Origin of the sequence: Rhodococcus koreensis, assembly GCF_017068375.1 — a bacterium.
GTDB classification, from domain to species: Bacteria; Actinomycetota; Actinomycetes; order Mycobacteriales; family Mycobacteriaceae; genus Rhodococcus_F; species Rhodococcus_F koreensis.
The window spans coordinates 4624461-4645159 of sequence record NZ_CP070609.1 but is presented as its reverse complement, the minus strand read 5'-3'; the positions used below and the strand labels follow the sequence as shown (position 1 = coordinate 4645159).

General features: G+C 67.4%; 18 protein-coding genes and 1 pseudogene. 10 read left to right on the top strand and 9 right to left on the bottom strand.

Translation table 11 applies throughout. From position 1 onward, the window contains the following. Window positions 1-131: 131 nt before the first annotated feature. The 3 genes and pseudogenes from JWS14_RS21235 to JWS14_RS21225 form a co-directional block, all read right to left on the bottom strand. Window positions 132-1269: pseudogene (locus JWS14_RS21235) on the bottom strand (RNA-guided endonuclease TnpB family protein). 138 nt (window positions 1270-1407) lie between these two features. After that, the gene (locus JWS14_RS21230; protein ID WP_206014286.1) at window positions 1408-1815 is read right to left on the bottom strand and encodes a hypothetical protein; all 408 of its coding nucleotides are present in this window, start codon (window positions 1813-1815) and stop codon (window positions 1408-1410) included. 181 nt (window positions 1816-1996) lie between these two features. Further along, on the bottom strand, window positions 1997-3499 hold the full coding sequence (locus JWS14_RS21225; protein WP_206014285.1) for an APC family permease: 1503 nt from the start codon (window positions 3497-3499) through the stop codon (window positions 1997-1999). A gap of 161 nt (window positions 3500-3660) precedes the next feature. On the opposite strand from JWS14_RS21225, the gene JWS14_RS21220 reads away from it, so the two are divergent. Continuing rightward, window positions 3661-4290, top strand: coding sequence for a TetR/AcrR family transcriptional regulator (locus JWS14_RS21220; protein ID WP_206014284.1), 630 nt, complete (start codon window positions 3661-3663; stop codon window positions 4288-4290). An 8-nt stretch (window positions 4291-4298) separates the two neighbouring features. On the opposite strand, the gene JWS14_RS21215 is transcribed toward JWS14_RS21220, so the two are convergent. Then, window positions 4299-5912, bottom strand: coding sequence for an amidohydrolase (locus tag JWS14_RS21215; RefSeq protein WP_206014283.1), 1614 nt, complete (start codon window positions 5910-5912; stop codon window positions 4299-4301). A gap of 327 nt (window positions 5913-6239) precedes the next feature. Here JWS14_RS21215 and JWS14_RS21210 point away from each other — a divergent pair, with 327 nt between their 5' ends. The 9 genes from JWS14_RS21210 to rox all read left to right on the top strand — a co-directional run bounded on the left by JWS14_RS21210 (window position 6240) and on the right by rox (window position 14544). After that, window positions 6240-7607 carry an MFS transporter gene (locus JWS14_RS21210; protein WP_206014282.1) on the top strand — a complete coding sequence of 456 codons (1368 nt, stop codon included), beginning with the start codon at window positions 6240-6242 and terminating at the stop codon, window positions 7605-7607. 21 nt (window positions 7608-7628) lie between these two features. After that, window positions 7629-8273 (top strand): GntR family transcriptional regulator, encoded by a 645-nt coding sequence (locus tag JWS14_RS21205; protein ID WP_072943549.1) that lies wholly within the window; start codon window positions 7629-7631, stop codon window positions 8271-8273. Window positions 8274-8290: 17 nt separating this feature from the next. Continuing rightward, window positions 8291-9103, top strand: coding sequence for a carbon-nitrogen family hydrolase (locus tag JWS14_RS21200; protein ID WP_206014281.1), 813 nt, complete (start codon window positions 8291-8293; stop codon window positions 9101-9103). Continuing rightward, on the top strand, window positions 9100-9777 hold the full coding sequence (locus JWS14_RS21195; RefSeq protein ID WP_072943552.1) for a DUF2848 domain-containing protein: 678 nt from the start codon (window positions 9100-9102) through the stop codon (window positions 9775-9777). The genes JWS14_RS21200 and JWS14_RS21195 overlap by 4 nt, the downstream gene beginning before the upstream one ends. Before the next feature lies 1 nt (window position 9778). Continuing rightward, window positions 9779-11236: a 4-hydroxyphenylacetate 3-hydroxylase family protein gene (locus JWS14_RS21190; protein ID WP_206014280.1), complete on the top strand. Its 1458-nt coding sequence runs from the start codon at window positions 9779-9781 to the stop codon at window positions 11234-11236. Window positions 11237-11242: 6 nt separating this feature from the next. Next, window positions 11243-11590 (top strand): cupin domain-containing protein, encoded by a 348-nt coding sequence (locus tag JWS14_RS21185; protein ID WP_016884597.1) that lies wholly within the window; start codon window positions 11243-11245, stop codon window positions 11588-11590. Between the two features lie 7 nt (window positions 11591-11597). Further along, window positions 11598-12122, top strand: a complete 525-nt coding sequence (locus JWS14_RS21180) for a flavin reductase family protein (protein ID WP_072943556.1) — start codon at window positions 11598-11600, stop codon at window positions 12120-12122. A 252-nt stretch (window positions 12123-12374) separates the two neighbouring features. After that, window positions 12375-13094: a GntR family transcriptional regulator gene (locus tag JWS14_RS21175; protein WP_241031427.1), complete on the top strand. Its 720-nt coding sequence runs from the start codon at window positions 12375-12377 to the stop codon at window positions 13092-13094. A gap of 10 nt (window positions 13095-13104) precedes the next feature. Next, window positions 13105-14544, top strand: a complete 1440-nt coding sequence (gene rox / locus JWS14_RS21170; RefSeq protein ID WP_206014279.1) for a rifampin monooxygenase — start codon at window positions 13105-13107, stop codon at window positions 14542-14544. 86 nt (window positions 14545-14630) lie between these two features. Here rox and JWS14_RS21165 read toward each other — a convergent pair whose 3' ends face one another. The 5 genes from JWS14_RS21165 to JWS14_RS21145 form a co-directional block, all read right to left on the bottom strand. After that, a complete protein-coding gene (locus JWS14_RS21165; RefSeq protein WP_241031426.1) occupies window positions 14631-15779 on the bottom strand; it encodes an ABC transporter ATP-binding protein in 1149 nt (382 codons plus the stop codon). Between the two features lie 12 nt (window positions 15780-15791). After that, complete coding sequence (locus JWS14_RS21160) at window positions 15792-17564, bottom strand: ABC transporter permease (RefSeq protein WP_206014277.1); 1773 nt, start codon at window positions 17562-17564, stop codon at window positions 15792-15794. Between the two features lie 72 nt (window positions 17565-17636). Further along, a complete protein-coding gene (locus JWS14_RS21155; RefSeq protein ID WP_241031425.1) occupies window positions 17637-18698 on the bottom strand; it encodes an ABC transporter substrate-binding protein in 1062 nt (353 codons plus the stop codon). A 5-nt stretch (window positions 18699-18703) separates the two neighbouring features. Then, window positions 18704-19588: an amidohydrolase family protein gene (locus JWS14_RS21150; protein ID WP_072943566.1), complete on the bottom strand. Its 885-nt coding sequence runs from the start codon at window positions 19586-19588 to the stop codon at window positions 18704-18706. A gap of 56 nt (window positions 19589-19644) precedes the next feature. Beyond that, window positions 19645-20550 (bottom strand): substrate-binding domain-containing protein, encoded by a 906-nt coding sequence (locus tag JWS14_RS21145; protein WP_072943567.1) that lies wholly within the window; start codon window positions 20548-20550, stop codon window positions 19645-19647. Between the last annotated feature and the right edge of the window lie 149 nt (window positions 20551-20699).

Below are 20699 nucleotides of genomic sequence, written 5' to 3'. Positions count from 1 at the left end.
CCAGCAGGGCCTTCGGCGGCGCCTGGAGCGTGAAGAACAGCTTGACGTTCTCTCGGCCGTGAACGACCGAGATTCCCCTCGAGACTCGCGTCCCGAGGTTCCTGTTTCACCGACAGTCGCCTCCCCGCACTTTATGTGCGAGGCGGTCTCACACCATCTCCGCAGGCTGCCACCGCCAGTCCGACGGCCAAAATATTCCTTGCCGCATTCACATCCCGATCGTGGACGACGCCGCACCGGCACGTCCACTCCCGCACGTCCAGCGGCATCGTCGACGCGACCTCCCCGCACACCGAGCAGGTCTTCGACGACGGACAGAACCGGTCGACCGCCACCACCCGCCGCCCGTACCAGTCGGCCTTGTACTCGAGCATCGACCGGAACTCGGACCACCCCGCATCCGAGATCACCCGAGACAACGACCGATTCTTGACCATGTTCCGCACACTCAGATCCTCGATGGCGATCACTTGATTTTCGCGCACCAGCCGAGTGGAGAGTGTGTGCAGATAATCGCGCCGCCGATCGGCGATCCGACCATGAATCTTCGCGACCTTCAGTCGGGCCTTGGCCCGGTTCCGCGATCCCTTCTGCTTCCCGGCCAGCACATGCCTTCGCCAGCCGCTCACGATCCGTACGCTCGTGGCGCGGGTTGGTGATCTTCTCCCCCGTCGAGAGCGTGTACAGGCTGGTGATCCCGGCGTCGAGCCCGACCACCCGATCGGTCGACGAGAGCTCGGAAATCGTGTCCTCGACGAGGATCGAGATGTGATACTGACCGCGAGCATTACGCGACACCGTCACCTGCGACGGCGTCGCCCCCTCGGGCAACGGCCTCGACCACCGAATATCCAGCGGTTCGGACTGCTTGGCCAACCGAATCTGCCCGCCGCGGTAGGTGAAGCAGTTCGAGAAGTAGGTCGCCGAATCCTTCGACTGGCCCTTCCTCTTGAATTGCGGGTAGCCGGCCTGCGTGCGCCAGAACCTCTCGAACGCGCCCTGCAACTGCCGCAGCGACTCCTGCAACGGCCCCTTCGACGGCTCCGCCAACCACTCCGTCTCAGCGTCCCGCTTCCATCCGGTGAGCATCTTCGACGTGTCGCTGTAGGTCACCCGACGCCCCTCCTGCGACCACGCCCGCGTCCGCTCGGCCAACGCCCGGTTGTAGACATACCGGGTGCACCCGAACGTCCGAGCAAGCTGTTCCGCCTGCACCACAGTCGGATAGAAACGAAACTTGAACGCCCGCTTCACCACCCTCCCCGCCATGACCCAGACACTAGCCCCACAGTCCGACAGATCCAGATCGGCCATCCCGGCCCTGAAGGACCGGGTTTGCGCCGAAAGACTCACGGATCAACCGTGTGCGGGAGGAGGAAGTCTGTGCTCCTCGCCGTGATCTCGCGTCTACGGCGCCACGTAGAACGTGCCGACGCTCGGTGTGCCGTACACGTCGTACAGGCCCGGGAGGTGCGCGGTCACGGTGACGACCACCTGACCGGGGCCGGTCGTGACCGCATCGCGATCAGGATGCTGATCGGTGATGATCCCGGACGCTCCGGTCGACAGATTGATCCACTGGAACTCGTATCCGTAGCCATCCGGGGTCGGATAGATCTGCCCGTGTCCGTGGTGGACGACGGGGTTGTAGAATGCGCCGCCGCGGGTCAGCGGCCAGCCGACCACCGTTCCGGGGATTTGGAGGGTGGTCACGCCGTCGAACTGTGGCGGTTCGGCATTCGCCGGCACCGAACACCCGATCCATGCGCTCACCGCGAGCACCCCGATCGTCAACTTTCGCACTACTCGACTCACGTCGATCCCTCCCCTGGTTCGGATTCCCGGGATATGTCCGAATCCGACGAGGATTCGTTACGGAACGGGTAGGGCTCTGACGAGGCGCAGCGGGTCGACGTTTCGTATCGGTCGGGCCCCTGTCCTGGGCCGACTCGGCGCGAGGTCCACCTGAACCAGAGGGTCCGGGGAGCGGACACGTCTAGGTCACCGTGCCCGGCGGGATCGGATTGCTTACTTCTTCGGGCGCGACCGAGGGCTCGGCATCCACGTCTGTGGTGCCCAGCCGGGCGTAGAGGTCGGGGTTGCGTCGCGCGAGCCGCGTGCCGAGCGCCAACCCGACCACCAGGCTGACCGGCGTGACGGCGACGAGGATCGTGTTCACGGCGGGTCCGGCGGCGGTGAGCAGGTCCATCTTGGCCACGATCAGCCACGTCGCGTACATCAACATGGCGAGGGCGGCCGCGGGGGCAATCCGGACCCTCCAGACCGAATGCCCGCGGCGATCACTCCAGAAGAATGCGAGAACGGCTGCGGCGGCCATGGCCTGGAGGACGACGATGCCCACGACGCCGGGCGAATTCACCCAGAGCAGGAGCTGGAGGTAGGGGTCGGCGCCTGCGAGCGCGAACCCGGCGATCACGATCGCCGCGAGCAGACTCTGCACGGCGCTCGCCACATACGGCGACTTGTAGACCGGGTGCAGCTTGCCGAGCACCCGGGGAAGTACGTGCTCGCGCGACAAGGCGAATGCATAGCGGGTGATCGCATTGTGGAACGCCAGCAGGCTGGCGAGGATGCTCGTGATGATCAGCAGTTCCATGAGCGTGCTCGCCCAGCCACCGACGTAGTTCTCGATGGCGTCGAAGTACATTGCGGCGGGATCGGAGGCGGCGAGCGCGAGCGCCTGATCGGGGCCGTATGCCTGGATGATGATCCACACCATGAAGGCGTAGAAGAGGCCGAGGAACGCGACCGCCAGGTACGTCGCCCGGGGGATCGTGCGGGACGGGTCCTTCGCCTCCTCCCGGTACAGGGCGGTCGCTTCGAACCCGATGAACGCGGCGAACGCCAGCGTCAGTACCCCGCCCAGGCCGGGGCTGAACACGTGGGCGGGAGCGAACGACTCGACACCGAGGCCCTCGGCACCGCCGCGAAGGAGGACTGCGACGGCGAGCAGGACCAGAATCCCGGTCTCGGCGCTCAGCAGCAGGATCAGGAACCGCGCGCCGACATGGACCGACCGCGACCCGAGGAACCAGATGAGCCCGACGCCGATCAGCGACCACAGCCCCCACGGAAGGTCCAGGCCGACCAGATCCGCCATGGTGGACTGGGTGAAATACCCCAGGGCGCCGAAGATCCCGATCTCGAGGGCGTTGTAGGACACGAGGGCGAGGACCGCGGCGGCCAGACCCCACCGGGGGCCGAGCCCGATCGAGATGTACGAGTAGAACGCTCCCGCGTTGTGGATGTACTTGCTCATCGCGGTGAAGCCGATCGCGAACACGCCCAGCGCGAGCCCGGCCAGGATGTACCCGCCGGGCGCCCCGATGCCCCCGACGTTCAGCGCCAGGGGCGCGACGCCCGCCATCACCAGCAACGGCGCGGCGGCCGCGACGACGAAGAACACGATGCCGGCGGTGCCGAGGGCGCCGCCCTCGAGTTGCGCGCCGGAGGCGGGTCCGGGTGCGGTTTTCTTCATGAGGAACTTCTCCAGTCCGGGCAAGGGCGCGACGGCGGGGAAACCAGGGCGCGGATACGCGACGAGAAACAATCGAATGTGTTTCGATTAGACTAGAACGAAGTGACCGGCGCCACAAGGGCATAATCGAATGAATTTCGATTGGAAAGGTGGGTGCAGCGATGGGCAGACCCCGCGTCGCACGCCTGGACCGCGAACGAATCGCGGAAGCGGCACTCGAACTGGTCGATCGCGACGGCGACTTCCGGATGCCGGATCTGGCCCGGCACCTGAACGTGCAGGTGTCGTCGATCTATCACCACGCCAAGGGCCGCGCCGCCGTCGTCGAACTGGTGCGCCACCGTGTCGTCCGGGAGATCGACGGATCGTCGTTCGAGCGCCTGCCGTGGGACGAGGCCCTGTCCGAGTGGGCGCGGTCGTACCGGGCAGCGTTCAGCCGGCACCCCACGGCCATCCGCCTCCTCGCCACCGAGACGGTGCGCGATCCCGGTTCGCTCTCGGTGTATCACTCGGCGGCCGCCGGTCTGCGCGACGCCGGCTTCCCGGACGACCACATCATGGCCGTCATCACCGCCGCGGAGAATTTTCTCCTCGGGGCCGCCCTGGACGCGGCCGCACCGGAGGTCATGATCGAAGCGGACGCGACGACGGCCGACGATGCGCTGACCCGGGCGCTCGCCGCCGCACCCCGCGGCCCGGAGCGGGCCGAGCAGGCGTTCGAACTCGGCCTGGCGGCACTGCTGGCGGGCTTTCGTGCCCTCCTGCAGGACCGCGGCGCGGTGCGGCGGTAGCCCGGGCGTCAGTGAACCCGCTTGCCGCCCAGCCAAGTCCGAGTCACGGCGAGTTCGCCGAGCGCCTGCGTGGACGACAGCCGGTACGGATCGACCGGCAGCTGAATCATGTCGGCGCGCATTCCCGGCAGCAGCCGGCCCCACAGGTCCTCCTCGAATCCCTGATAGGCGACGCCGGCCGAATACGCGGCGAGGGCCCGTTCGAGGCCGACGCGTTCCCGCGGCAGCCATCCCTCCGACGGGATGCCGGACGGTGTCTGCCGGTGGATCGCGGTGGCGATGCCCCTGATCGGCTCGTACGCGGTGATGGGCCAGTCGCTGCCGAAGGCCACCCGCGCGCCGCGCTCGGACAGCGTTCCGATCCGATACTGCTGCGCGCTCCGCTCGGCGCCGATTCGCGGGATCGTCAATTCCGTCATCAGGGCGTCAAGTTGGGCCCACAACGGCTGGAAGTTGGCGACCACCCCGAGCGACGTGAACCGGTCGAGGTCGTCGCCGTCGACCAACTGCAGATGCGCGATGGTGGCGCGACGATCACGAGGACCGTTGCACCGGTCGGCGCATTCGATCGCGTCGAGCGCCATGCGCACCCCCGCATCGCCGATGGCGTGGATGTGGATCTGGAATCCGAGCCGGTCCACCTCGGCCGCGGCCCGGCACAGCTCGTCCGTCGTCCAGTTGCTGATGCCGTGGGAGTGCGGACAATCCGTGTAGGGCGCCAGCAGGGCTGCGGTGCCTGCCTCGATCACGCCATCCGCGAAGAACTTGACCGTTCCCGCCTTGACCGTGTCGCCGCCCCGTTCCCCGACCCGCTTGCGTGCCACGGCGAACGCGTCCCGGTCGGCCTCCCAGCCCTCCGGGGTGGCGCGGAACGCGAGATTGGCACGGGTGGCGAGCAGTCCGCGGTCCGCGGCCGTCAGCCACACGTCGACGTCGTCCAGTTCGGTCCACGCGTCCTGCACCCACGTGATGCCCGCGGCGGCAAGCATCCTCGACACCGACGCGAGCGCGTCGACCCGGACGTCGAGAGTCGCCTCCGGCACCAGCGCGAGCACCGGATCGATCGCACCCCATTCGCGCAGAGTGCCGAGCAACTCGCCGTCGGCGGTCCGCACGATCTCGCCGCCCGCCGGGTCCGGGGTGTCCCGCGTCAGTCCGGCCCGCCGCAGCGCCGCACTGTTGACCCAGGCGGTGTGATGGTCCATCGTGCGCAGGACCACCGGCCGGTCCGGGACCACGCTGTCGAGCCAGCGCGCCTCGAAGCGCCCGCCGGGCGCGAGCGTCGGCGACACTCCGTCCCCGAAGACGCACTCGGCCCCGGGGTTCTCGTCCGCCCAGCGGCGCACCTCGTGCAGGACCTCCTCGACGCTGCCGCAGTCGCGGATCGCGGCGCCGCGCAATCCGAGGCCGCCGAGCAACGGGTGGACGTGCCCGTCCCCGAACGACGGCAACAACGCGCCGCCGCCCAGGTCGATCACCTCGGTACCGCTCGCCCGCAGGGCACGGGCCCGCTCACCCAGCGCGACCACGCGACCGCCGGACACGGCGAGCGCGTCGGTGACGGGTAGGTCGGGATCGCCGGTGTGCACCGTGCCTCCGACGACCAGCAGTTCGGCGTCCACGGTCCCTCCTTCAACTAATCGAATATGATTCGATTAAGTTAGGTCGTGCGCGGGCCGACGTCAAGAGATGCCGGGTCACGGGGATGAAACGGAGAGTCCGGACCCCTCTTGCGGATCGTAGACTGGTCGTATACAACTGGTGTACGGCCTTTGGTGATCGGCTTCACAGCCGGACGGAGGCAAGAAAAAAAGCGGGCTCGGCGGCTGTTGGAGCAACCACCGAGCCCAGGCAGCACCATCTGCGCGACCGTTCGAGTCGCCTACTTGGAGGTAGGCGCAAGGACGTGCAGCTCGTCACGTAGCGACGATTCGACCTAGGAGTCGACTATGGCAACCGCCAACGACAAATCTATCAATCGCAGACCACACACCAGCCTGCCCGTCATCGCAGGTTCGAGCCTCGCCGGAACCGCAGTCGAGTGGTACGACTTCTTCCTGTACGGAACAGCGGCGGCACTGGTGTTCAACAAGCTGTTCTTCCCCACCGAAGATCCCCTGGTGGGCACCATGCTCGCGTTCGCCACCTACGCGGTCGGGTTCGTGGCGCGCCCGCTCGGCGCCGCGGTGCTCGGGCACTTCGGGGACGTCACAGGCCGGCGCGCCACCCTGATCGCCAGCCTGATGCTCATGGGAGTGTCGACCTTCCTCATCGCGTTCCTGCCCACCTACGCGTCCATCGGCGTCGCCGCACCGCTGATGCTGGTGCTTCTGCGGCTGGTGCAGGGCTTCGCGCTCGGCGGCGAGTGGGGTGGCGCCGTCCTGCTGGTGTCCGAACACGGCGATTCGACGAGACGGGCGTTCTGGTCCGCGTGGCCCAATCTCGGTCCGCCACTGGGCAACCTGCTGGCTGCCGGGGTACTCGCGGTCCTCGGTTCCACGCTGTCGGAGGACGCGTTCCTGTCGTGGGGGTGGCGGATCGCCTTCGGACTGTCGGCGCTCCTGGTGATCATCGGTCTGGTGTTGCGACTGTACGTCGCGGAGACCCCGCTGTTCGAGCAGTCGCGGGACACCGCGCCTGCCGAGAAGAAGGGCATGCCGCTCGCCGCAGCCGTCCGGGGACACTGGCGCCAGATCCTCCTCGCAGCCTTCACCCGCTTCGGCGAGAACGCCGGCTTCTACATCTTCTCGCTGTTCGTCATCACCTACATCACCCAGATCCTCGAACTCGACCGCAGCACCGGATTGAACGCCGTCATGATCGGTATGGTCGTTGCGCTGGTGACGATCCCGATGTTCGCCGTGCTCGCCGACCGGATCGGCCGGCGACCGATCTACATCGGCGCGTCCGCCGCCACCATCGTGTGGGCGTTCGTGTTCTTCGCCCTGCTGGACACGAAGAATCCGGCGACGATCACCCTCGCGGTGGCGGTGGGGCTGCTGATCTTCGCGGCCTACAGCGCCGTGATCGGCGCGTTCTTCTCCGAACTGTTTCCCACCGAGGTCCGGTACTCCGGAGTCTCGCTGGCCTACAACCTCGCGTCGGTCCTCGCCGGTTCGCTGGCCCCGATCATCGCGATCGCGCTCTACACCCGGTTCGGCACCGGATACGCCATCGGTGCCTACCTCGCCGCCATGGGAGTCATCTCCCTGATCGCCTCACTCCTCGCGCGGGAAACGCAGTCCGTGGATCTCGCGGCCGTGGGTGACGAGGCGACGTCCCGGACGCCGGAAACGCCGGCGTCCGTCATCAACTGACTCTCCTCGAAGGGGCAAGCCATGACGACATCGAAGACCACCGGAGCAACCGCACCGGAGCTGGCCTACGAGTGGCTGAAGAACACCATCATCACCTTGCCCCGCGACGAAGAGATGTTCCTGTCCGAAGCGCAGGTCGCCGCGTCCTCCGGCATCTCCCGAACCCCCGTGCGAGAAGCGTTGCTGCGCCTCGAGGCCGAAGGCTTCATCCGGCGAGTGCCCCACAAGGGCGCGTTCATCCCGGCGTTGTCCGACAGCGACGTCGAAGCCATCATGCAGGCCCGCCGAGTGGTCGAGGAATGGTCCGTCACCGAAGTCGCGCCCCAACCGGGCCTGGTGCCGGACCGGCTCCGCATCCTCCTGGAACTGCAGGAGAACGACACCGACCCGGTCGACTTCATCGCACACGACCTCGAATTCCACACGGCCATCATCCGCGCGGCCGGCAACCCACTGATGAACAACTTCTACAGCTCGCTGCGGGACCGTCAGATGCGGATGGGAATCCGCATCGTCATGGCCGACGAAACCCGCAAGAAGCAGGTCCTCGTCGAGCACCGCGCCATCGCCGACGCGATCGCGGCCGGAGATCCCGCCGCTGCGGTCCAGGCGGTGCGTGAGCACCTCGACACCACGCTGCAATCCATGAAACGGCCGAACATCTAACGGCACGAAGGAAACCCATGAAGATAGCCCTGGCCCAGCTGGCCAGCCCCGATTCCGAAACCCCCGCGCACCGGCTCGAACGCGTGCGCCACCTCCTGACCGGACTCGACGACAGCGTCGACCTCATCGTTCTGCCCGAACTGTGGCGCGTGGGATACAACCACTTCGACGACTACGCCTCGGCCGCCGAAACTCTCGGCGGCGGCACCGTCCAGGTTCTGGCCTCCGTCGCCGTCGAACGGCGCTGCTACATCCACGCCGGCAGCATCGTCGAACAGGGTGAAGAGGGCAGACTGCGCAACACGGCGGTCCTGATCGGCCCGGACGGCCAGATCCACCACCACTACAGCAAAGTTCACGTGTTCGGATACGCCTCCCTCGAAGCGCAGCTCCTGCAGCCGGGAACGCAGATCCACACCACCGACACCCCGTTCGGCCCGATCGCGGCCACCACCTGCTACGATCTGCGATTCCCCGGACTGTGGACCGAATTGGTCGCCGCCGGAGCGAAACTCGTCATCGTGCCCGCGGCCTGGCCCAAGGCCCGCAGGGAGCACTGGCGACTGCTGACGTCGGCCCGCGCCGTCGACAACCAGGTCTTCGTGATCGCTTGCAACGCCACCGGGACGCACAATTCCGTCGAACTCGGCGGCCACAGCCGGATCGTCGACCCGTGGGGAACGGTGATCGCCGAGGCCGATTCGTCCGAGGGCATCACCATCGCCGAGATCGACCCCACCGCGGTCGACCGCACCCGCGCCGAGTTCCCGGTCCTGAACGACCGGCTCGACGACTACAGCTTCCTCAACCGCAGAAAGGTCCTGTCATGACCGGCGCCACCACGCAGGTGCTCACCTTCGACACCCTCGACTCTTCCGAGACCCTGCGATTCGACGACGTCCGGACCCTGGTCGCCGGATACACCGGCCGCGACGAAGCGGCGGTGCAACATCACATCGACGAACTCGCCGCCATCGGTGTCGCACCGCCGGCGCAGGTCCCGATGTTCTACCCCGTCGAGATCGCGACGATCACCACCGCGACGCAGGCCCCGGTCACCGGCGCGCACACGTCGGGCGAGGTGGAGCCGGTGATCCTGCGGCACCGGGGGCGGTACTACCTCGGTGTCGGCTCCGATCACACCGACCGGCAACTCGAGACCGTCGACATCGGCGACTCCAAGCGGGCGTGCCCGAAGCCGGTGGGCCCGGCCGTCGTGGAGATCGAGGACTGGGCGTCGTTCGACTGGGACGCGTGCCGGGCCCGGTCGTGGGTCGACGGAGTGCTGTACCAGGACGGCACGCTGGCCAATCTCCGTACCCCGCACAACCTTCTGCAGATCTTCGCCGACCGGATCGGCGACACCGGCGAGGACCTGCTCTGCTTCGCGGGCACCCTGCCGCTGCTCGACGGGAAGTTCACCGCCGGACACCGGTGGGACCTCGAACTCACCCTGCCCGACGGCCGGACCCTCACCCACACCTACACCACCGAAGGACACTGACATGCGCACCGGAGCCGACTACCTGGCCTCCCTGAACGACGGGCGAGTCGTGCTCGTCGACGGGGAGAAGATCGACGACGTCACCACCCATCCGGCCTTCGCGCCCGTGACCCGGACCATGGCGGAGATGTTCGACCTCGCCGCGGACGAGGCCAACGGCATGCAGTACGTCGCCCCCGAAACCGGGAACCCGGCCAATCGGGTGTTCTCGATTCCGCGGTCGCGGGAGGAACTCGCGCAGCGACGGGAGGCGATCGAGCGGTGGGCGCGGCACACGCACGGCTGGATCGGCCGCAGCCCCGACCACGTGGGGACGTTCCTGGCCGCGTTCGCGGCGCATCCCGAGGTGTTCGCCGCCGAGGGTGACCACGATTTCGGGGCGAACGTCTCCGCGTTGTACCGGCGCCTGCTCGACGAGAACCTCTACGTCTCGTACGCGATCATCCCGCCACAGGTCTCGCGGGCGACGACGGCGTCGGGCTGGGAGGGCGAATACCTGCAGGCCGGCGTGGTCGAGGAGACCACGGAGGGCCTGGTCATCCGCGGTTCGCAGATGCTTGCCACCGGCGGCGCGATCGCCGACGAAATCTTCGTCTCGTGCATCAAACCGCTCGGCCCGGACGACAAGGACTTCGCCGTCGGCTTCGTCGTCCCGGCCAACGCCCCCGGCCTCAAGCAGTACGTCCGGCGCCCGTACATCCCGGCCGCGACGAGCTCGTTCGACTACCCCCTGACCTGCCGCTACGACGAGCCCGACTCGCTCCTCGTCTTCGACGACGTCCTCGTGCCGTGGGATCGGGTGTTCGTCGACCGCGACACCACCGGTGTCCGCCGGCAGTTCTTCGAGACGGGCGCACACGTTCTCGGCAACTGGCAGGCGCAGATCCGGTTCGCGACGAAGCTGGAATTCATCGCCGGCGTCGCGCGTCGCGTCACCCAGGTCAACGGCGTCGACAAGATCCCCAGCGTGCAGGAAAAGCTCGGCGAACTCGCCGCGCTCGTCAGCGGGGTCCGGTCCGCGGTGCTGGCCGCCGAATACACCGCCGAGCCGGATTCGGCGGGGATGTGGCTGCCGGGCAGGCAGGCCCTGTACGGGTCGATGGGCCTGCAGTCGGAGATCTACCCGCGGGTGATCGCGATCCTGCGTGACCTCGTCGGCGGCGGCGTGCTGCAACTCCCGTCGAGCGTCAAGGACCTCACCAGCCCGCTGACGTCCCGCGACATCGAACACTACGTCCAGTCCCCCGGTGTGCCGTCCGAGGAACGCATCAAACTCTTCAAACTGGCCTGGGACATCATCGGCTCCGAATTCGCCGGACGACACCAGCAGTACGAAATGTTCTACGCCGGCGCCCCCTTCGTGGTGAAGGGCGCGTACACGTACCGCAACTACGACTACGACAGCGCCGTCGCGGCAGTGCAGCAGTTCACCGACGGATACAAAGCGGAAAGCGAGTAACCCCTCATGGCCAAGCCCGAATTCGAATTCTTCCCGGTCACCGACGTCGAGTGGACCGTGTGTCCGGGTGACGATCCGAAGATCACCGAACGTATCCTCGCCAAGGACCCCGAAGGCAACGTCGCCACCCGGATCCTGCGCTACGAACCCGGCGCCGACTCCACCCCCATGGGCGTGCAGAAGCACGATTTCTGGGAGGAGGTCTACATCCTCGAGGGATCGTTCACGGACCTCACCCTCGGCGAGACGTTCACCGCCGGAATGTACGCGTGCCGGCCGCCGGGCATGCCCCACGGTCCCTGGAGCACGGACGAAGGTGTCGTCACCTTCGAAGTCCGGTACCACAGTAAGTAGGCCCGCGATGACCCTTCCGGCATTCCACGCCCCCACCCCCACGGACATGCGGCGCAGCATGGGCCGGTTCACCACCGGGGTCGCCGTCGTCAGCGCCGACGACGGGGACGGCGACCCCAGCGCCATGACGATCAGCTCCCTGACCTCGATCAGCCTGGACCCGGCGATCCTGCTCGTCTCGCTCACCCACGGCTCCCGCACCACCGAGGCCGTGGAGGCCGCGGGCTCGTTCGCCGTCTCGATCCTCGGGTCCCGCCAGGAAGCACTCGCCCGGCGGTTCGCCACCCGCGGCGGCGCCCGATTCGACGATCTGCCCTGCGATCGCAGCCGCTCGGGCCTGCCGCTGATCAAAGACGCTCTGGCCCAACTCGAATGCAGGATCCACAGCGCCCACGACATCGGCGACCACCGCGTCTTCTACGGTGAAGTCACCGACATGCGCTGCCGCGAAGGAACCGGCCTGGTGTTCTATTCGGGGCGGTTCGGCGACTTCCACGACTTCGGCCACGACGAGGTCCCCTGGTTGTTCTGATCGGCCCGCCGCGGACCTGCTCGCCGGCGCATCACTTGTGGTGCGCCGGCGATCGGCGTTGCACCGAAATTGTGCAACAATAGTGCACGTCAGCACGGACCTGATCGACTCAGGAAGGGAAGATCTTCATGCCCCCGAACTGCGTTCGCATCGAGCGCTCGACACGGTACGTTCGATGTTGTTGTACAACATGACGGGTGAGGCTCCGATGACGACGCTGCCCACTCGTCCCGGCGAGTCAGGTGACACACGATGGTGCTAGCTGCGGGCGCAGACCCGGACAACGAGGGCAGCCCCGATTCGGGCGCCAACCGGACGCTGCAGGCGTATCACGATCTGCGCGCCCTGATCCTCTCCGGTCATTACGAACCGGACTCCCGCCTCACCGAGTCGGGACTCACCACCCAACTCCAGGTCTCACGGGGGACGATCCGTTCGGTGCTGGCACGCCTCGCCCAAGAGGGCTATGTCACCACCGAGGCGAACCGGAGCGCTCGCACCCGCTCGTTCTCGGTGGACGAGGCGATCGAAATTCTCGAGACCCGCGCGGTCCTGGAGTCGGCGCTGGCAGCGAAGGCCGCCGAACGCGCCACCGAGGCGGACATCGCCGCGATGACCGAGACCTGTAAGCGCATGTGGGACTTGCAGGTACCGGGCGGGCGCGAGGAATACTGGAATCTCAACCGCAAGTTTCACGAACAGGTCAAGCGGGCGGCACGGCAGGCCACACTCACCAGGTTCGTCGACAGCCTGCTCTATCCGCTCGTCATGCAGCAGTACCGCGACGCGGACCGTCGCGCGAACCCACGCACCGACTCCGTCAGGGAGCACGAGGCCATCCTCGCGGCGATCGTCACGCACAACCCGGAATCCGCCGCCGCGGCGATGCGGCATCACCTGTCTTCGGCCCGGCGAGCGCTTCAGCTGAACTTCCCGACGTCGGACGACCAGCGGGATCTGCGGAAAGGATGAACGGGGCTTCATGACTGATGTGATCATCGCCGGCGGCGGACCGACCGGCATGATGCTGGCCGCCGAATTGCGACTGCACGGTGTGGACGTGCTGGTGCTGGAGAAGGAGGTCGAGCCGAACGAACAGGTCCGTTCGCTCGGCCTGCACGTGCGCAGCATCGAGATCCTGGATCAGCGCGGGCTGCTCGAACGGTTCCTCGAGCAGGGCACGCAGTACCCGGGTGGCGGTCGCTTCGCCGGCATCGACAAACCGTGGCCCGAACATCTGGACACCGCGCACGCCTACATCCTCGGCATCCCCCAGCCGGTCACCGACCGGCTGCTGGCCGAGCACGCCGCCGAACTCGGTGCCGATATCCGGCGCGGCTGCGAACTGGTCGGCCTGAGCCAGGACGCCGACGGGGTGACCGTCGAACTCGCCGAGGCGGGGTCGCTCGGCAAGCAGGTGCGTGCGCGTTACCTCGTCGGCTGCGACGGCGGCCGCAGCACGGTCCGCAAGCTGCTCGGCGTCGGATTCCCCGGCGAACCCGCCAAGGTCGAGTGGCTACGGGGTGAGATGGAGGTGACCACTCCGCCGGAGGAACTGTCCGCCATCGTTGCCGAGGTCCGCAAGACCCACAAGGGGTTCGGCGTCGGTCCCGCCGGGAACGGCCGGTACGGGGTCGTCGTCCCCGCCGAGAGCGTCACCGAGGACAGCACCGTCCCCCCGACGCTCGAGGAGGTCGAGCGGCAGCTGCGAGCGTTCGCCGGCACCGACTTCGGTGTCCACTCACCACGCTGGCTCTCCCGCTTCGGCGACGCCACCCGTCAGGCCGAGCGCTACCGGGCCGGACGGGTGTTCCTGGCGGGCGACGCCGCGCACGTGCACCCACCGCTGGGAGGACAGGGCCTCAACCTCGGGATCCAGGACGCCTTCAACCTGGGCTGGAAACTGGCCGCCGAGATCAACGGCTGGGCACCGGTCGATCTGCTGGACAGCTACCACTCCGAACGGCACCCGGTGGGCGCCGACGTACTGAACAACACCCGCGCGCAGAGCGAACTCATGTCCACCGAACCGGGCCCCCAAGCTGTGCGCCGGCTGGTGACGGAGCTGATGGACTTCGAGGTCGTCAGCCGGTACCTGATGGAAAAGGTCACCGCCATCGGGATCCGCTACGACTTCGGCGACGGGCACGAACTGCTCGGCAAACGGCTCCGGGACATCGGTCTCGGGAGCGGGCGCCTGTACGAACAGATGCACCATGGCCGCGGACTTCTGCTCGACCGGACCGGCCGGCTCTCGGTCGACGGCTGGGCGGATCGGGTCGACTCCGTCGCGGATGCCGACGCCGAGTTGGGCGTGCCGGCCGTGTTACTCCGTCCGGACGGCCACGTCGCCTGGGCCGGCGACGACCAGGCGGGACTCGACAAGCAACTGTCGCGGTGGTTCGGCGCTCCCGTCAGCTGAGCACTGGCGGTGAGGACCTCCTCCATTCGTGAGGAGGTCCTCACCGACTCAGAACGACACGCCGGCCGCCCGCTCCCACGCGGCGGTTACGACCACAGCGCGACCGTCCATGCCGGGTCCAGGACGACGGTCACGTCGTCGCCCGGGCGAGCACGGAGGTGCGCGTCGGCGTGCGCGCGGAGCGACACGTCCCCGACGGTCACGACCATCTCCTGGCGGTCGCCGAGATACTCGGTGGTCACGATGCGCCCCGGGAATCGGTTGGGACCGTGAGTTTCCCGCTCCTCGGGGATGATGCGGATGTTTTCGGGCCGGATGCACACGAACATTTCCTGGCCGGGGGTGGGCGGGGTGGATGGGGTGGTGAAACGCTCGCACCGCACCACCCCGACGGTCGTCTTGGCGTCGACGACGCGGTCGCCGGAGCCCGCCGGCCGGTCGAGCACTCCGGGGATGAGGTTGGCGCTGCCGACGAAGTCGGCCACGAACCGTGTCGCGGGCGAATCGTAGATCTCGCTCGGTGATCCGATCTGTTCGATCCGACCACGATTCATGACGACGATCGTGTCGGACATGGCCAGGGCCTCACCCTGGTCGTGCGTTACGTAGATGGTGGTGACGCCGAACTTCTGCTGGAACGAGCGCAACTCGGCGCGCAGCTGTGAGCGCAGCTTGGCGTCCAGGTTGGACAGCGGTTCGTCCAGCAGCAGGACCTCCGGCTCGCACAGCAGGGCGCGGGCCAGCGCCAGCCGCTGCTGCTGGCCGCCGCTGAGCTGGGTGGACCATCGGTCCGCGTACTCCGACAGGCCCACCTGTTCGAGCATCGTTCGGACGCGATGCTCCCGCTCGGCGCGAGGGTACGTCTTCCGGCCGTACTGCAGGGGAAACGCGGCGTTGTCGAACACCTTCATGTGCGGCCAGATCCCGTAGGACTGCGGCACCATCGCGATCGGCCGGACGTCGGGAGACACGTCGCGCCCCGCCGCGGCCGAGAAGACGGCCTGGCCGTTCATCCAGATCTCGCCGCTGTCGGCGGTCTCCAGTCCGGCGAGACAGCGGAGGGTGGTCGTCTTGCCGCACCCACTGGGCCCGAGCAGGGTGAAGAAGCTGTTCTGCGGCACGGAGAAGCTGACATCGTCGATGACGCGGGTCACCTCGCCGCTGTGCGGGCGGGTGAAGTGTTTCTGCAGGCCGGAGATCTGCACGGAATGGTCGGAACCAACGAGGGTTTTCATGTTCACGGCACCTCAGATGTGTTGTTGGAAGCCACGGCGGTTGACCCACCAGACGGAGACGGCGGACAGGGCGAGCAGGAGGACCGCGAGGGCGCTGGCCTCGGGATAGTTCGCGCTTTCACCGATCATGTCCCACAGCAGCACCACGACGGTGCGGTTGTCGGAACTGGACAGCAGCAGCGCGATCGGGAGTTCGCCCAGGGAGTTGGCGAACACCCACAGCCACGTGCTCGACACCGCGGGAGCGACGAGCGGGAAGACCACCCGGCGCAGCACGACGGCGTTGGACGCCCCGCTGACGCGGCCCACCTCTTCGAGTCCCTTGTCGAGTTGCAACAGTGCCGTCTGAATCATGCGTGATCCGCGTGGGATGTAGCGGGTGGTGAACGCGATGATGATGATCCAGATCGTGCCGTAGATCGGGATGGGCAGGTACAGGTACAGGAACAGCACAGCCATGCCGAGCACGACGCTGGGGATGGCGAAGACCAGGAAGGACAGATCGAACAGGCCCCTGCCGAGGCGCCCGGCGCGGGTCGAGGCCAGTGCCAGCCACAGGGCGAACCCGGCGGTCAGCGTCGCCGTGATCAGGCTGATCACCAGGGTGTTGACGACGGCGTGCGTCAGGTTCGGGTTGGTGAAGATCGCGCCGTAGTTGGCGAGGCTGAGCGCACCCAGGTTGTCGAAGTTGATCGGCTGCAGGTACGGGGTCAGGCTCGTCCAGACCAGGGTCAGGATGGGCACGATGATCGCGACGAGAACGTAGAACGAGACGATGCCGGCGACCGGGATGCGCCACCGCCCCAGCCGCACCGGTGTGGACCGGTACCCCTTGCCGCCCACCACCTGGAATCGGTGGGACTCGCGGGTCTGACGCCGGTAGACGGCGATCATCACGAGGGACAGCAGGACGAGCATGATGCCGTAGGCACTGGCCTGGCCGTAGTTGGCAAGACCCGACGGCGGCTGCAGGGACGCCTGGATGAGGCTGCTGAACACGAAGATCTGGTCCGGCATTCCGAGGATGGCAGGGATCGCGAACTCCTCGAGCGCAATGACGACGAGCAGCATGCTGGCCGCGGAGATCCCCGGCATCGTCAGCGGCAGAACCACTTTGCGGGTTCGCGTCCACCAGCCTGCACCCGACGTGGCCGCGGCCTCCTCGAATTCGAGGTTGAGCCGGGCGAACGTCGGCGCGAGCATGATGTACATGCCCGGGACACCGAAGATGCCGGCCACCAGGATCATGCCCGGCAGCGAGTAGATGTCGATCGAGAGCCCGAAGACCCGCTCGATGACGATGGCGATGGGGCCGTTGGTGGGGTTGGCCGCCAGGACCCACGCCACCGCCATGACCGTGGCGGGCACGGCCATGGGGGCCAGCGTGCTCGGCGCGAGGAAACGGCGTCCCGGAATGTCGGTCCGCTCGAACAGGTAGGCCAGGCTGACGCTGACAACCAATGCCAGCGACACGGTGCCGACCACGAAGACGAACGAGTTGAGCGCGACGTCGACCAGGCGTTTCGAGGAGAAGATCGCGGTGAAGTTGTCGAGCGTGAACCCGGGGACCTGGAAGGGCAGCTTCGTCTCGCTGTCCTTGAGGCTGCTGAACAACAGCATTCCCAGGGGGAAGAGCATGAGATAGGCGACGATCGCGCCGATGGCGATGTTGACGCCGACCAGGACGCGGTCCCGGCGCTTGGGGTGGTGTACGTCGGCGGGCTGAGGGCGTGCGTCGTCGGGTCGAGGGCGTACGCCGGTGGAGAGCTGGGTGCCGGACTGCATCGCTGAAGTCTCCAAGGGTGAGGGGATAGAGTTTGCCGCCCGTCACGGGCAGCGGTGCGGCGGTGGGAGCCGTCAGTTGACGTTGGTGCCCAAGGCCTCTTCGACCTCGGGGAAGAAATCTGAGAACTGCTCGTACTGCGCGATGTCGGTCTCGCTGAACCATTCGACGCCGGCGTCACACAGGGCGCCGATGACACGGTTCGTGGCGGCGTCGGTGCAGTCCGTGTTGGTGGGAATGACAGAGTTGTACGTGCCGACCAATGCGGACTGGCCCTCTTCGGAGGCGAGGAAGGCGGTGAGCAGGCGACCCGCCGCCGGGTGCGGCGCACCGTCGGCCACGAACAGATACGACTTGTTGGCGTTCGTGGGGCCCACCGGTGCGACGGCGACCGGCGCGCCCTTCGACTCGTCCGCGAGCACGAGGTTGATGAGGTCGGTGCCGACCGGCGTCTGGCCGGACACGACGAGTGTGTGAGCCTGCGTCGTGTTTTCGGTGTAGTGGGGATTCAGCTCGGCCAGCCGGGACGCGTAGTCGAGACCGGCGTCGGCGCCGAGGGTGGGGTCCTGGGCCCACACGGTCATGAAGGACCCGCGCGACTCGACACTGAGTTTTCCGCCGTTCCATCGCGGATCGAGCAGGTCGTCCCAGCTCGCGGGCACATCGTTCGGGGCCAGGGCGTCGGTGTTGTAGGCCCAGACCTTCGGTACCGCCCACACGTAGACGAAGTCGTCGGCGAAGATCTGGTCGCTGGGCACATCGTAGGATGCCCAGTCGACCTTCGCCGCCATGGACTGCGACGGCAAGACCGTGAGCCCACCTGCGTTGGACACATCGAACGTCACCCGGTCGGCGGCCTGCTCCACATTGAGCTGGGTGACCAGATCCGGAGCCTTCTTGTTCGTGTACCTGACCTCGATCCCTGGGAATTTCTTCTCGAACGCGTCGATCGCCGGCTTCATCTGAGCCTCCGGCTTCGGCGCGAACCAGACGACCTCCCCTTCGGCCTTGGCCGCCTGGTACAGCTCGTCGAGGTTCTTCGTGTCCGGAACAGGCGGCGGACCGCCGCAGGCGGTCAGGACGACGGCGACTGCCATGACCGAGGCCATGCAGAGCCTGCGCCGAAAGCGCTTCATAGCGATCAACATTCCTTCGCGGCGGTGGAAACGGAGCTGCCCTGGGCGAGCCCGTACAGCCGGCCGGCGGTGCCGCCCGCGATCAGCTCCAGGTCGGTGGCGTCGAGTGACGGCAGTTGCTCCCTGATGAGGTCGGCCAAGTCCGACAACGATCCGGCCGAGGCGGGGAAGTTCGAACCCCACATGACGTGGGCCGCCCCGAACTCTTCGATCAGCGTGCGGACCAGCGGTGCCGCGGATCCGCTCTCGCGCTGCGCGCGGAGTACGGCCGGCGGCGTGATCTTGATGAACACGCGGCCCGTCTCGCTGAGCTGGGGAGCTCCGTCCGAGTTCGGGTACGGCGCGGAGTCCAATTGCGGTCGGCCCGCGTGGTCGAGGATCGCGGTGAGTCCCGGGTACTGCTGGAGGAGCCCGGCGAGGATCGGAGCGTGCTGGGCGTGCATCTGGATGCAGACCGGCACGCGGCGGTCGGACAGGAACTGCCAGACCGGCGCCATGCGCTCGTCGTCGAGTCCGCGGCCGGGTGTCGGGACGGCGGTCGTTCCGTCCGCGGCACGGATGCGGACCCCCGAGAAGCCCCGCTCGTCGATCCAGTGGTGGAGGTCGTCGACCACCTTCGGGGAGAGGAAGTCCACCGAGCACACCCCGCTGAGGCGGTCGGGGTGCCTTGTGAGCTGGTCGGCTACGTAGCTGTTGTCGAATCCGTACACCGTGGAGGCCTGGACGACGACCAGGTGGTCGACGTCGGCGGCGTCGGCGGCCCGCAGCAGGCCGTCGATGTCGGTGGGCCGTTCCTGGGACCAGGTGGACCGGTGTCCGCCGAGCGGATCTGCGGGGTAGGCATCGGTGTCGGGCGAAATGATGTGGGTGTGTGTGTCGACTGTGAACATCAGTACCTCACGACTGGTGGGTGGGGTGGCGGGCGGAAAGTGGCGGGCGGGCGCGCTCAGGCGAGCTCGCCGAGATGCCGGGTGAAGTCGTCGAGGAGTTCGGCCACCGTCACGGGTGTGCGGATGACGTTCTGCTGCAACGCGTAGTCGATCGCGATCTGCAGACCGGCGACGAGCTCGTCGGTCACTCCGAAACGGAGGGCGCGCACGCGGGGACCGGGCTCGGTTTCAGCGGCCTTGCGCGCCTCGATCCGGTCTCCGAAAGCCTGGTAGAGCGCCGATACTGTGCGAGGCTCGGCCTCGAGGAGGTCACGCCGGACGGTGAGCACGTGGTTGATCGGCACCGTCTTGTGCCGGGCTCCCCATGCCTCCTCGGCCTCCCGCCAGTTCGGGATGATCGGCACCAGCGGCCCCTGCGCCCCGTCGAGCGCCGGCGGACCGAGGACGGCGGCCACGACATCGCCGCGCTCGAGCACGTCGAGCACCTTGCCGGTCGTGCGCTCGACGTTCGGCGGCTCGACATAGCTGGCGACGTGCGGCTCCTCGGTGGTCACCCAGGTGACTTCCTTGGCGTCGACGCCGAACTCTTCGTGCAGGATTCCGCGCACCCACAGACCGGTCGTCTGGCTGTAGGCCCGGACCGCGACCCGCCGGCCTGCCAGGTCCGCCGGGCTGATCTCGGCCGAACCGGGCCAGCGGGTCAGGGAGTGGTGGTGGAAGTCGCCGCTGAGTACCACCGGCAGAAGCGCGATCGGGGCTCCTGCCTCGCGGGCCTGCAGATAGGTGGCGATGGCCAATTCGCTGAAGTCGTAACGGAGCTCACGCACCATAGGAGCGAACGCCTTGTAGATCGGATCCGCTGCCGCGAGCTCGACGGGATGTCCCTCGACGCTGAAGCCGGGTTCCGCGAGGAACGCCGTGTGCGGGTAGGACTTCGCCGCGATGGACAAGGTTGTGGACATGAATACAACTCCTCTGTTGCGTCCGAACCCGGGGAGTGCATGTGGTGTGCCTCCGAACCCGGGGAGTGCACTGGTGTCAGTGCGCCGATGCCGTCATTCGACCGATGGGTGAATATCGGTTTTGTCTTACGGTTTCGCTCAATTTACGC